The organism is Paenibacillus sp. FSL R10-2734 (genome assembly GCF_037963865.1).
GTDB lineage: Bacteria > Bacillota > Bacilli > Paenibacillales > Paenibacillaceae > Paenibacillus_AQ.
The window spans coordinates 4622493-4636243 of the sequence record NZ_CP150170.1; the positions used below are offsets into that span (position 1 = coordinate 4622493).

The 13751-nt window shown below is 41.5% G+C and carries 13 protein-coding genes; all 13 read right to left on the reverse strand.

Annotation, left to right across the window (positions count from 1 at the left end; all coding sequences use genetic code 11):
- Window positions 1-14: 14 nt before the first annotated feature.
- Window positions 15-899: an ABC transporter permease subunit gene (locus tag NSS67_RS20090; RefSeq protein ID WP_339315354.1), complete on the reverse strand. Its 885-nt coding sequence runs from the start codon at window positions 897-899 to the stop codon at window positions 15-17.
- Window positions 896-1888: an ABC transporter ATP-binding protein gene (locus tag NSS67_RS20095; RefSeq protein ID WP_339315355.1), complete on the reverse strand. Its 993-nt coding sequence runs from the start codon at window positions 1886-1888 to the stop codon at window positions 896-898. The genes NSS67_RS20090 and NSS67_RS20095 overlap by 4 nt, the downstream gene beginning before the upstream one ends.
- Window positions 1885-3006, reverse strand: coding sequence for a hypothetical protein (locus NSS67_RS20100; protein WP_339315356.1), 1122 nt, complete (start codon window positions 3004-3006; stop codon window positions 1885-1887). Before NSS67_RS20100 ends, NSS67_RS20095 begins: the two co-directional genes overlap by 4 nt.
- A 53-nt stretch (window positions 3007-3059) precedes the next feature.
- Window positions 3060-3578 (reverse strand): sigma-70 family RNA polymerase sigma factor, encoded by a 519-nt coding sequence (locus tag NSS67_RS20105; RefSeq protein ID WP_339315357.1) that lies wholly within the window; start codon window positions 3576-3578, stop codon window positions 3060-3062.
- A 175-nt stretch (window positions 3579-3753) separates the two neighbouring features.
- Entirely contained in the window at window positions 3754-4071 is a 318-nt protein-coding gene (locus NSS67_RS20110; protein ID WP_339315358.1) for a hypothetical protein, read from the reverse strand.
- Between the two features lie 146 nt (window positions 4072-4217).
- Window positions 4218-5672 carry an N-acetylglucosamine-specific PTS transporter subunit IIBC gene (nagE, locus tag NSS67_RS20115; RefSeq protein ID WP_339315359.1) on the reverse strand — a complete coding sequence of 485 codons (1455 nt, stop codon included), beginning with the start codon at window positions 5670-5672 and terminating at the stop codon, window positions 4218-4220.
- A gap of 45 nt (window positions 5673-5717) precedes the next feature.
- Window positions 5718-6218, reverse strand: coding sequence for a PTS glucose transporter subunit IIA (locus tag NSS67_RS20120; RefSeq protein WP_339315360.1), 501 nt, complete (start codon window positions 6216-6218; stop codon window positions 5718-5720).
- A gap of 23 nt (window positions 6219-6241) precedes the next feature.
- Window positions 6242-7114: a PRD domain-containing protein gene (locus NSS67_RS20125; protein ID WP_339315361.1), complete on the reverse strand. Its 873-nt coding sequence runs from the start codon at window positions 7112-7114 to the stop codon at window positions 6242-6244.
- A gap of 211 nt (window positions 7115-7325) precedes the next feature.
- Window positions 7326-7712, reverse strand: a complete 387-nt coding sequence (locus tag NSS67_RS20130) for a DivIVA domain-containing protein (protein ID WP_339320645.1) — start codon at window positions 7710-7712, stop codon at window positions 7326-7328.
- A 93-nt stretch (window positions 7713-7805) separates the two neighbouring features.
- Complete coding sequence (locus NSS67_RS20135) at window positions 7806-8165, reverse strand: helix-turn-helix transcriptional regulator (RefSeq protein WP_339315362.1); 360 nt, start codon at window positions 8163-8165, stop codon at window positions 7806-7808.
- Window positions 8166-9491: 1326 nt separating this feature from the next.
- Window positions 9492-10694 (reverse strand): Ger(x)C family spore germination protein, encoded by a 1203-nt coding sequence (locus tag NSS67_RS20140; RefSeq protein WP_339315363.1) that lies wholly within the window; start codon window positions 10692-10694, stop codon window positions 9492-9494.
- Window positions 10681-11832 carry a GerAB/ArcD/ProY family transporter gene (locus NSS67_RS20145; RefSeq protein WP_339315364.1) on the reverse strand — a complete coding sequence of 384 codons (1152 nt, stop codon included), beginning with the start codon at window positions 11830-11832 and terminating at the stop codon, window positions 10681-10683. The genes NSS67_RS20140 and NSS67_RS20145 overlap by 14 nt, the downstream gene beginning before the upstream one ends.
- Window positions 11783-13504: a spore germination protein gene (locus tag NSS67_RS20150; RefSeq protein WP_339315365.1), complete on the reverse strand. Its 1722-nt coding sequence runs from the start codon at window positions 13502-13504 to the stop codon at window positions 11783-11785. Before NSS67_RS20150 ends, NSS67_RS20145 begins: the two co-directional genes overlap by 50 nt.
- Between the last annotated feature and the right edge of the window lie 247 nt (window positions 13505-13751).

The following is a 13751-nucleotide window of genomic DNA, read 5'->3' on the forward strand; positions in this document are numbered from 1 at the left end:
ATTTTGTTAACGTACTATAAATCCTTCCGCTGAAAACGATACAATCCGAATAAGAACGCCAATAGCGTATAAAAAATTGCATATATGACAAATGCATTGGATGGGACAGAGGTGAAGCTAGCCAGCCCAAATAAACTATCGGAAGTACCAAACATCCCGTTCATTTCATTAAAACTAAACAGCTCTGCGGTCATTCTGCGCTGTAGCCCATCTACAGGCATAAGTAATGACATAATACCCGTCATATTATTTAAAGTGCTAAGCGCTTCAGTCCCAGATAGCAAAGAACCACTTACCTTGTCAATCATTCCCCCTAGCCATCCAGCTCCATATAACATCGTCATAAAGACCCCATTCCCAAGTGCCGAGAAGAAACCTGAGCCCAGCATAGAAATAGTTATCAGCAAAGGAACGATTGAGGAAAAGAGCAGGAATGATTTGAATAAAGCTAATCCATCTCTTGGAATAGCGGCATGGGCTTGCGTAATTAGCAATATTGAAATAAATAAAATCAGAGCATAACCTACTCCCAGTGTTACATAACCCAGCCAGCGACCGGTATACCATTTCCAGCGTGGAATTGGCCTTGGTAGTAAAGCTTGCATCACTCCCTGCTCTGCCTCACCCGAAATGGCTGAGAAAGAACTAAAAATAGCTAAAAAAGCAATGACAAAGGCACCGAAGAAAAATCCAAACGTTAAAATAAATACACCGTTAGTAAATCGAATAAGGAGTTCTCCTCCGTTAGAAATACTCGAACCGTGCGATCCACCACTTTGCCCGATCGTACTAGCAATAAACCAAAATCCAATAAGAAAGGCCACGGTCATAAGTAACGTCAGCACCATTACTCTTTTTCGGAGTAATTCCTTCCAGGTCATACCCATTATAATTCTCATTCCTGTTCACCCCTGTGGTTTAGTCCTGATACAGCATTCATAAACCACGCTTCCAGCCGTTCTTGCTTACGTGAAACTTCATATAAGGTCATTCCTTGTTCTACAATTAGCGTATTCAGCCACCCCACCTGCTCTTCGCTTTCCAGCTCCGCTTCCAACCAAACCGTACTACTGTCTATAGATTGTAGATTTTCCAATCCATTTATTAGCTTTTCTTCGGTATGGGAAGACACCCGGATCTGCAAGCCTGTGTTCTCATTCAGCCATGACAATAAAATAGGCGCATAGCCGCCTACTTTAAAACGCCAGCTCATACGCTTGTTCAGCACCTCGGACACTTTGCCATGCCGGAGAATAACACCGTTATTCAGTAGCGCCATTCGGTCGCACAGTACTTCAACATCCTCTAACAGATGAGAGTTTAGAAATACCGTTACCCCTTTTTCTTTTAGTTTTTGCAGAATATGCCGGACTTCCTGACGTCCGATTGGATCTAGTGCCGATGAGGGCTCATCCAAAAACACGATAGCCGGTTCATTTACAAGTGCACAAGCCAATCCCAGTCTTTGCTGCATTCCCTTAGAGTAATGCTTCACTCGATCACGTCCACGCTTACCAATTCCAACCTCAGCAAGCAGTTCTGGAATTCTCTTATCTGCTACAGACCGCTGCATTCCACATAATCGTGCATGTAGCCTGACAACCTCTTCACCCGTCAGCCATTCCTGATATCGATACAATTCCGGTAAATAACCAATTAGTGATTTAGCTTCCACTGAACCAATCTTATGCCCGAACAGACTTCCACTGCCACTTGTTGGATTTATAAGTCCTACGAGCATTTTTACAAAAGTGCTTTTACCTGCACCGTTAGGACCGAGGAAGCCAAAGGCTTCCCCTTTCCCTACAGTAATGCTTACATCTCGGCAGCCGCGCCCGTTATCATATTCCTTGGTTAGGGACTTGGCTTCAATTGCAGCAGTACTCATGATTCAATCAGCTCCTGAACCTTGGTCATAAGCTTCTCTTTACTCGAATAGAGCTCACCTGACAAATTGAATAGCTGTCCATCTTGAATCCATGTTGCTTGATATACAGCACCGCGGCTATATTCATAATTATCTACAATAACTAAAGTGTCGCCTACCATTATTTGTTCAGTATTTTCTCCAGCGATTAACGGCATTGGGATTTCTCCAGATAAGACCCGGCTTTGCATTAAGCTAGTCTTCAAATAATCTGGCAGTAGTGGGAAATTAACTACAGCCTCCAATGCTTCTTCCACTTTAATAGAAGGATCAATGTTCAGTATTGGTGTGTTCATTTGCGACAGGCTTGCCCAGTGACTCTCGTCTGGTGAGAGATTATAGCTTACAATTTCCGGAATATGAAGTGTAATCGGTTTGCCGTCAATTGATTCGGGCAGCAAATGCTCTGCTCCAATTTTTTTTAGGACTTTGTTCACTTCGTCCACTTTCAGATTAAGCGTGATATCTTGTGAAGCGCCTACCGTAACCGTATTTTTCCCTTCCACTAATGCAGCGTTTTTCGCTGGATACCCAAGAGTAGCCTTCAGTTGATCCGCAGGCAACTCACCAATTTCAGCTCCGTTAGCGTTCGTAAACTCACCAAATTGATTGATTGATTGATTAAGCCCGCCTTCTTCAGCTACCTGTGTGAAAATATTACGAATATCGCTCTCGTTTACAACAGTAACCTGTTCCATCCGGAACTGATTCAGAATGGATGCCATTGCGGTATTGCCAATCGGTGTCGCGAGGATGACTGCAAAGACCGCCACACTTGCTACTACAGCGCCCAACTTCCGACGACGGTTCATACGCAGTCGACGTGGATGTTTTACTTGTTTATCTTGGGTAGCTACAAGCATCTCCTGTACTACAGTTGGTTCTGACTCTGATTCAACGCTCTCTACATTTGCTGGCTGACTTAAATTCACAGAATCCTCAGTATGGCTCTTCGGATTTTGACTCCATTCCGCCCACCGAGGATTATAAGGCTCATTTTCTAGCTTACTTTGCAGCTTAGCCCAGGCTTCCTCTGTACTTTGTTTATCTTTATCTTGCTTTCCTGAATAGTTAGTCATTATTGTACCTCCTGAATTTAAAAATCACTTCGTATCTACTCCTCGAAAGAAGTCTACTTCGTCTGGGGTATTGCCTTCGTTGCATTTTGTCTTAGTTTCTCTGTCGCACGGTGAAGCAGGGTTCCTACTACTGGAGGTCTTACTCCAAGCTCTCCCGCGATTTCCACATAACTGTACCCGGAGTAGCGCAGGAGAAGCGCTTGTCTGTCTCTTTCAGGCAGTTCATTCAGCCAGACATGTACATCCTCCTGATCAAGCTTACTGATTATGATTTCTTCACCTGAAGGGGGGGATTCATTGGCATCATACAGCTGCTCTTGTTTATTCTGTAGCCGCCGTTCCCTCGCTTTTTTCTCCAGATAATCATATCCAACCCGTGTAAGGACTCTATGAAGCCAGGCACCCAGCGCCGCTGGATCATCTGGTGGATTACGGTACAATCTCAGAAATACTTCTTGCGCTAAGTCATCCGCTGCCGATTCATCGCGTACCAAAGCGGCAAGCTTACGTCTGACAACAGGATGATGTTCGTAAAATAATGCTTTAAAAATTTCAGATTCCGGAATTTCCATTCTGTAAAGCCTCCTTATCAGCTGCAGCTATAAGTAAGACGACCGTCAGCGCATTTTTGTATCATAAATCTTCATAATTATCATAACCAATCTTTAGACATACAAAAAGACAGCCCCTAGATTAATAAGGTAACTGTCTTCAAAAGACTATCTCGCATATCAATTACGATCCCATTCATCGAATTCGGATATATCGGTTAAGAATCTTCTTTGATAAAAGACTCCGCTCCAGCTTAAGCTCCAGGAGCTGTTCTTTCCAATGTAACACTTCATTTGAATCTTCATTCTTACGCAGCTTCTCAAACAACTTCATGATCAATATGTTAACCGAATCAAACTGTGACCATAATTCTATCACACTTTCTTCTAGAACCTGAGGTTCTTCCGATACGGTATTAAGATTCTTTAAGCTCTCTATGATGTCAGCCTGCCACTGTCCATCGTTAATTGCTTTGGCATAATTTAAAAGGTCCAGATAATCGTCGACTGACATATGTACCGACTCCTTTGTGTGTTTATACCAAGTATTATACTAGGTATTGTGTATATTGCAACACTTTATCCCTCTAAGCGTACAAAAAAAACAAGGGCTAGTATGCGGACTAGCCCTTGCTAATAATTTAAACGGAGTACGTTAAGTTACAGTAACTTCTCAATTTCCTCTTTGTATTGCTCCGATTTCGGACCAAATACGATTTGTACAGCACCTTGACCAAGTCTCATCACACCGGAAGCACCGAGTTGTTTCAGTGCGGAATCTTTAACGGCTTTCTCGTCTTTAACGATCAGACGAAGGCGTGTAATACAAGCATCGATATTCTCGATGTTTGAAGGTCCGCCGATGTGCTCAAGAATTTGAGCAGCCTTAGAAGAAGCAGCTGAGCCTGTTGCGTTACCTCCAGTTGGTGCTACAAGTGCTTCTTCATCATCTTCACGACCCGGAGTCTTAAGCTTGAACTTCGTGATGATAAATCGGAACAGCACGTAGTAAAGAACGAAGAAGCACAGACCTACAGGGATAAGAATCCATGCATTGGTGGATAGCTTCATGTTCACTAGATAGTCAATCAAACCAGCGGAGAAACCGAAACCAAGCTTAACATCTAGAATGTACATTAACGCCATTGAGAAACCAGTTAGTAAAGCATGCACTAAGTACAACACTGGTGCCAAGAACATAAAGGAGAACTCCAGTGGTTCAGTAATCCCTGTTAAGAAAGAAGCGATAGCGGAACCGATGAAGATGGAAGCAACCATTTTCCGTTTTTCTGGTTTAGCTGTATGAATAAACGCAAGCGCTGCACCTGGAAGTGCAAACATCATGATTGGGAAGAAGCCTGTCATAAACATCCCAGCAGTTTTGTCTCCAGCGAAGAAACGATACAAGTCACCGTGTACTAATTCACCAGCTGCATTCGTAAAGTCACCAATTTGGAACCAAGCGATTGTATTAAGTACGTGGTGAAGCCCAATCGGAATCAATAAGCGGTTAGCTGTACCAAAGATGAAAGCTCCTACAGCTCCCAAAGATACAACCCAGTTTCCGAAATCACTAATTACATCTTGTACAGGACTCCAGATCATCCCAATTAATACTGCAAGGACCATCGTGGATGCTGCGGTAATGATTGGAACAAAACGTTTACCTGCAAAGAATCCAAGCCAATCTGGCATCTTGATATTGTGATATTTCTTATACAGAAATGCCGCCCAAGCCCCCGTTAAAATACCACCAAGCACACCCATATTCAGCACTACATCATCATGAATAAAGGAGAATTGAAGTGGTACGATAGCCAGAATCTTAGTTAGTACCATGTATGCAATTACTGCTGACAAGGCTGCTACAGCGTCCTTGGCAAATCCAATGGCAACCCCTACAGCGAAGATCAATGCAAGATTTCCGAAGATAGCACCCGCTCCGGCGTTTAGAAATGGAGCAAAATATTGGTTCAAGAATCCTCCGACCGCTGATCCTAGATGCAAATCTTTCTCGTAGTCAAGCAAACCAAACCCTTGAAGAATAGCTGCCGCTGGCATGGTAGCGACTGGAAGCATTAGCGACTTACCTAATTTTTGTAGAAAAGCCAACATAGTTATATCATCCTTTCGAATCAAAAGTAGTAATCTATAGGCTTATTACTTTGAAGCCACGGTAAGAATTAGATCCTGTCCTGCTGTAACCTGACCATAATGTCCGTCCACTTGAGGTGGCGTTTCCTCCGTACTAGTCACGATTACAGGCGAAATTGTGTCACAACCTGCTGCGCGAATAACGTCCAGATCAAATTCGATTAGGGTTTGACCTGCTTTCACTTGATCTCCAGAGGCAATATGACTTACAAATCCGTTGCCCTTTAAGCTGACAGTGTCGATTCCGATATGTAACAGCAATTGCAGACCGGAGGAATGTTCCAGAATAACTGCATGACTTGATTTCACGATATGAGCAACTGTGCCATCAAAAGGAGCTTTTAGGATTCCCTCGGATGGTTTTATTGCAATTCCGCTACCCATATGCCCACCAGCAAAGGTTTCATCCGGAACCTCTGTTAATGAAACTGCCTCTCCGCTGATTGGTGCCATAATTTCAATTGTATGTCCAGTATGTTTCTCTTCTTTTTTTGTTTTCCAAAACATTACGCTCCACTCCTCTTAAGATGTTAGTTTTTTCTCTCTAAGGTTTGAAATAATCGGTGTAAGTGCATTGCCAGAAAACACAGCTCTTCTTCCGGGATATCTACACCAAGTGATCCTTGCATCACTTTACCGAGCTTTTGAGATAACTTATATTCTTCTTTGTATTCCTTCTTAATATGTTTCACAAATGGATTATCTATTAGTGATCCCTTCAAAATACGTTCCAGTGAAAACCGTAAATGGATCATTAATCGAATATGATTCATACTGCCATGCTCAAAAGTTATATTCCGTTCTTGCTGAATCATATCTAGAAGTTCACTTACAATATTAGATGCTTTTACCAACTGACCCACCGATACATTACTAACTGCTGAGTACACATGATAAGTTAGAAACCCAACCTCGTCTTCGGGAATTTGCACCTGAAATTCAGCATTGATTTTCTCCGATGCCTTGTAAGCGATATCAAATTCCTTCGGGAAGGACATTTTGGTTTCTTGTAAAAAGGGATTAATAATATCCATCCCGTTGCGCAGACGGTAAATGGTGAACTGAATGTGGCTCGGGAGTGCCAAATAAATCTTGTCGTTTAATTTGTCAGGAAATTGACTTTGGATATCAGCAATTATTTCATCAGTTATTCTCATCACTTTGGGATCTATGTCTTCCAACAAAATTTGATACTGGCTCCAGGCTTCGCGATCTTCTAGACGAAACAATTTCTCAATACGAGGATCGTTTCCTTCAATCACACCTGAACCTTTTACAGCAAAACCAATACCTTTGCCAATGATGACATATTCCTTGCCGTTCTTGCTTCCCTGAACCATTACAACGTTGTTCCCAATCACACGCTGTACTTGAAATTGCTCGATCTCCCGCGACAAGCTCATCACTCCTTTCCCATATTATCGTCAATTAGGAACAAAAAAAGCCAAGAAATGTCTCATGAAGATGAAGACATTCTTGGCTCATGCCCTTAACGGTAACACGCCACTGAAATATAAATGATCATTTATGAACATATCATAATTCATGAACTGCTACTCGTCAATGGTAAATTTATAAATGTCAAGCCGAGCTCCTGAAATCAAAATTCAGGACTTATAAATAGCTTTCGATTTGGGGAAGCTTATCTTTAAGCTGACGCACATTCGTCTCCAGTTTTAGAATAACCTCTTCTAAATCCTTTGGATCGATGCCTCGAAGTACTGGAACTTGTATAACCTCTGTGGCTTTGGTTTCTGATTTTAATTCTCGCATTTCTAGCTGCTGTTCTTGCCATTTATCCATCAGATCAGCGATCGTCGCATAGAAACGCTCGTAATCCTTGATTACACTATCTAGAAATGTATCAACTTCCTCCGCATCGTAACCGCGAAGCTTCATACTGAATTCTTTTTCATGTATGGTTAGAGCATCTAGTGTGATGCCAAGTTGGCTAAATAGCTTGCGTTGTTTGTCCAATCGACGTTTCATATGTTCATCCATCATTTGTTACCTCCAAGTATAAACTGCAATTATCCGGTAGTAACCATTATAACAGGGTGAGAGCATCCTGAAAATATAACTATAGTTCCAGTTCTAGAAGTTATCCGCAACCGCCTTGTTCAAAATACCTAGGCAGCGATCAAGATCCGTCTTCACCTGCTTCTTATATAGCTTCGCTTTCTCTTCTCCATCAGAAGTAAAATGGTACAAGACAATTTCCTGAAAATCCACCCTCGGGTCATTCCCTTTTAGCTGTTTAGTTCGGTATAAAATCCCTTGCTGTACTAACTCATGTAAGGCGCGATAGATTTCGCTCTGTGGAGGGGAATAACCATGTGCCTTGAAATCTCGACGTAAATCCTCAAGCATTTGGTATCCGTACCCGCGGTGTTGTTCTACCATCGTTATAAGATACACCTTGATAAAAGCCCGTTGAGCAATCATAAACGCCATATAAACCCTCCTCATGTTGTATTTTTTATTGGCTAATCTTTCCTTCTATAACTCTAGTATAAGCACTATTTTCCAACTTTCACAACCTGAAATGTGGTAGAGGGTTCACTTTTTCCAAGATGTATCGGAATTAAGTAGCAATGGTGATGATGATTTATTTGAAAGTAAGTAGAGAGAGTTGTTTTTTGTACTTTTCTATTGTGAATTTTTCATATGGTGAAAGTACATAATAAAGAACTAATGAAGCTACTTTTAGGATAAATCCATACAAAATAAAGGTTTCGATGTAATATTTTTCACGTATTGTATAGTTTTTTTGCACTTCTCACAAAAAAGACTATCCCAGAAGTAGAAGTAACTACTTTGGGTTAGTCTTTTTTGTTATTGACCTTACTCTCTTAATCTAAGGAACTCACTTCAGCATTTCCTCAGCAATGGATTCAGCTGAATCTATCTTCATTCACTTAATAGCCTGTAACAACCCACGGGATGCCAATTACCACTATGAAATTGTATAGCTACTAATTCTGTTTGCAAACTCTTTTACGGTATATACTATTAATTGTTTGAATACTGCCCAAGTCAATTTCCAGCCATCCCCCCGCTCCAGTCCCATTCACTGAATTCCAACGGGTGTTTATAGAATCACCATCAATTGCTGTAGAAGCATCATTACTCGAATCCCACTGACTTGATGCAGTTGCTGCCTTATTCAAAGTAAAATAGTTGTTGGTGTAAGTGTTACATTATCAATTGCGATCCAATTGCCAACTTTTGCGACAGAATAAAACCCAAACTCAAGGTTGCCATTGGACACATTAATATTTGGTATACTAATCTGTGTTTAGGTTCCATTTGGTCGGCATTAATATCGGTACCTTTATAGTCACCACCCCAGGTTATTCATCCTTGTGGATTTTGACCTACATAACTCGTTTCAAAGTCAGGATTCGCACTAGATTATCGGTTCCCCCCGTTGTATTTACCACAAAAGTAGAAAGAGATTGCGCAGGCAAGGTTGTGATAAATATTTTACCTGATAAAGCAACCGTAAATATTGTTGCTCTTTTCTCAGTGGAAGTTATTTGTTTTGTATGCATGAACTTGCAAGCAAATCACATAGTCTTGGGATAATTTCGTAAACCACTAATCTACAAATAGCTGTTGCTAAGAAATGGCTTAAAACATATCCGGAAGTGACCCAAGTAGAAGTCACAAACAACGTCTTTTACCATACCCAATTGAATTAGGTCTACTGACTCTATCTTTAAACTCTTTAAAGTAATTGATCTATCATCGATACCGTTTTCATTTCCGCAATGTTTTTTACTTTTTCATACGTCTCAAGCCATAGTCGTTTATTTTAAGTTTCACGTTATACGTCACAGAGATTTTCCTGAACTCCTCATCCCAGTTGTGTTTCACATTTTGCCACACTTTTGGATAATGGATTCGCACTTGATTGCCAAACCCAGCAACCTCTACGCCATACTTTTTTTGCATAGCTTTTAGAATCATGTCGACATGTCGAATGACTTCTTCTTCTGCCGCTTTTTCCGCCGATTGAAGGAATTCATCTTCGAAATAATTCACTTTTTTACGCCAGTCCTCGGTTAATCGGCCAACCGATTCAATTTCGACGTGAAATGATATCTTGTTGCCCGCTACGTTCGGTCGAATACGGCTCTTAAGTGATTCCAACTCATAAATAATAAATGGCTGATCCGGCTCATCCAACGTCTTGACCACCCCTCCTTTACTCTTCCCCGTCAGCCATGTCAATCCTTCCAACTCCTCTTCGCTCAGAAAGCCGATTAGCTTGTTGGTCTCTCCTTTAAACACAGCGGCTCCCGCAAATTTCACTTCCCCTTGTGAGGCAACTACGCTCTGGACCAGGAAGCTGGAGCGAGTGGATATTTTCCCCATAATATTTTGTATAGTCATCGGCGGCAATATCCTTGTATTTCTGTATTGATTTTTGGAAATTTGGACAAGGCGATCCACAGGAATTTCTGACCCTTTAGTCTCCAGTGTATCTTTCGCAAGTCCTCTGGCGACTAGAACAAGGCCACTTTCTCTAACCTCATTATCGCGAAAATGCTGGTCGAGTAGCGTCTGCAAATCCATACTGCGCACCAGCTTTTCCCCGAATACGAACATTTTTTGATGCTGATTAAATAACGGTTTTGATTCAAGTGAAGCTTCTCTCGCAAATTGGTGAATCATATCCCCTGAAATGGAATGATTTTTGTATGGTTTTTGGTCTGCAGAGGTGCTTTTTGATGCGGCAATTTTTGGAATAACGATTTGCCAGGTTATTGTGATCATATTTTGTTTACGGTAACCGCCGCCCTTTTCATTCAATATTCTTTCCATTGGCGCTTCATCACCTTGATCTATGGCTTCGCCGACAACTAACGACAATTCCGTAATGTTTTTACTGTCCCAACAGCCGCTCAAAAAAAAGAAAAAAGACAAAATGAGCAGCTTTGAAGTCCAATTTCTGATCAGGTATTTATTTTTGCACATGTGATATCCTCCTTAGCAAAGTGATAAGAAGAAGTGCCGGTGCTACTAGACAAATGATACCCAGAAAGATTTTGCCAATCACATCACCGAATTCATTCAGCTGATTCATGCTTTTCGGATACATGGCTATCAGGAAAATCACAGGTAGAACGATATATAAGTATCGATGATACTCCTTATTAAAAGTTTGTGAGATTCCAACAGCAACGATGTAATGGTAAATGACATACCCGGCAAATACTTGTACTAATCGAACCACAATTAGCAAGGATTCATATCGTTCGAGAAAAAAACCGGTAAGTTCATAAGAACGGACGATGGAAATCGTAGGCCACATCAAGGTCGCAACCTGTTCAAATGGAATGCCTCCCATGACAGTTATTACAGTAAGCAAATAAATGAACACAGAAATCCCGATACCGGCCAATAGTGCTTTGCCAGCTTTTTCAGGCCTGCTCATAAAGGCTGTAACGAATAATATAGTTTCAATTCCTGCAAAGGATCTCCATGTTTCGGGTAATCCTTTGAGAACGGGACCAAGCCCCCAACCCAACACCGGACGCAAATTATCGATCTCAAATAGTTTTAAGCTTAACGAAAAACTAAATATAATAACAATTAAAGTGAATGGTAGAATTAATTCGAGCATTCGAGCGATGGGATTCATCCCGCCGGCGGTAAGATATACACCAACGCACATAAAGACAAGGATAATGAACTCTTTCGGAGTTTGTTCAAGCAAGAAATACTTGATAATCTCTGACATATCACGGATTTCATATCCAGCAAAGAGTGCAAAGTAAATGATTAGAACGAGATTTAGTGCCCACCCCACCCATTTTCCCGTTATGAATTGGCTATATTCGAAAAAAGTTTTCCCAGGAAACCGCTGACTGAGTTTAACCATAATCAACCCGAAACCAAACGAGATGATGCCTCCTGCTATCACAGTAATCCATCCGTCTGGTGTCATCATCTTTTCCGCCAAAACTCTCGGTAAGGTCAGAAAGCCCACACCCAAAAGGATATTGGCTAAGATAACAGCAGCTTGAGGTGTCGTAATGCGGTCATTCGGATGGATCATGCGATCATTTCCTTTCCATTGGGTCTTCCCTTTGCCGTGTTTGGTCCTGTACATTCATCATCTTCGGCCGCAATTTCATCATCGAGAGGGGAGCGCGTATCAAAAAGTCTTTCCAATCATTTAGGCGATATGGAACTAAGGGCGAGGCATAAGGTATTCCAAAATTTTTTAGTTTGACAAAATGGATACAGAGAAAAAGGGTAAACATGACAACACCGTAGATCCCAAGTAGTGCCGCCGAAAACATGGCAACAAAACGCAGCATTCGCAGGGCGATTCCTGCATCATATTGGGGAATGGCAAACGATGAGATCGCGGTTAAGGAAACAACAATGACCATTAGAGGACTGGCGATGCCTGCTTCAACGGCAGCTTGTCCAATAACCAAGCCCCCGACAAGTCCAACTGTCTGCCCGACGGGTTTGGGCAAACGAAGTCCTGCTTCACGCAAGATTTCAATAACGACTTCCATAATTAATGCTTCTAAAAATGGCGGAAAGGGAACTCCCTCACGAGTTCCCGCCATGGAAATAGCAAGTTTGGTCGGAATCAAACCTTGATGAAAAGATAAGAAGGAAATATAAATGGCCGGTCCGAGTAAAGCTATGAATGCCGCAAAAAAGCGCAAAAGACGAACCAAAGATGCCGGAATCCAACGAACATAATAATCTTCTGGTGATTGCAAAAGCATGCTGAACGTTACTGGAACTATGGAAACATAGGAGGTTCCGTCCGTTAGAATGGCTACTCTGCCCTCCAGAAGTGAAGCTATGACTCTATCCGGTCGTTCTGTACTTTGCACCTGGGGAAATGGTGACATGAAGTTATCCTCAATTAACTGTTCAATATACCCGGAATCAAGCGGGTCATCGATCTTGATACTCGCAATTCTTCGTTTCACTTCATCAACCAAGTCCGGATCGGCAACTCCATCCACATAAGAAATGACCAAATTTTTCTTGTTCCGTTCTCCAACTTGGCATTTCAACATTCGCAAATTTGGATCAGATGCCCTCGTGCGCAAAAGAGAGATATTCTCGTCCAATGAGTTGACAAAACCGATCTTGGGTCCACGCACAAGCGCTTCCGAAGCTGGTTCTTCGAAATTCTGCGGAGCTGTGGATCCAGTTCCGAGGACCAATCCGCCGGAAATGCCATCTATAAGCAAAGCTGTTGACCCTGCCAACAGCTTCTCAATGACCTCATATAAGAATTGTGTTTCGCTTATTGTGCAAAGCGGCAATACATGATCTTTAATGTAATGTTTGAAATCGTAGCTAACGTCCAGTTTTAAAACATCAGTATTACTAAGATCCAGCATTAACGGTTTTAGAACATACTCTTGGATAGTCTTTATATCGGATATTTTATTTATATATACGATTGCTGCGCGAATATCTGTACTTCCGATATTAAATTTTCGGATGAAAAAATCTGAGTTGTCACCTAGTTGTTCAGTTAAAATAGTTAAATTAGTATTTAAATTTTCACCCAAAGTGTCAGTCGGTGGCCAATCCTTCCAAAGCTTCCGAGGCAAGTTATTTGGGCCTAGAACGGGATTACTCGCTAACATTGCCTTGTTTTCTTTGTTCCAATCTCTATTGGACTGGTCCTTTTCAAAAAACCAACCAAATACTTTTGAGGAAATAAATGGAATAAAAAATGATAGAGATGCCCATAAGAGTGTATCCCAATCTGAGAGAAATTCCAAAATCATACGCCACATTTTCATCACCTCCAGATATATCATGCATAAATAGAATAATTTCTATGTATTTTTTTGAAAATAATAGCTAAGCCCATGCATACGCTTTAGTCGAATGATCGAAGAGCCATTATAAAAAAGGGGGGGTTCGCGAACGGATGTACACAGTGAGCGTCATCCAGATTCACAACATCCCCTTTATGAATCTGAGTTTTCTCATCTTGTTGAAGACGTTCAATGCGCTTTTTGCCAAACGTTTTCCACGCAA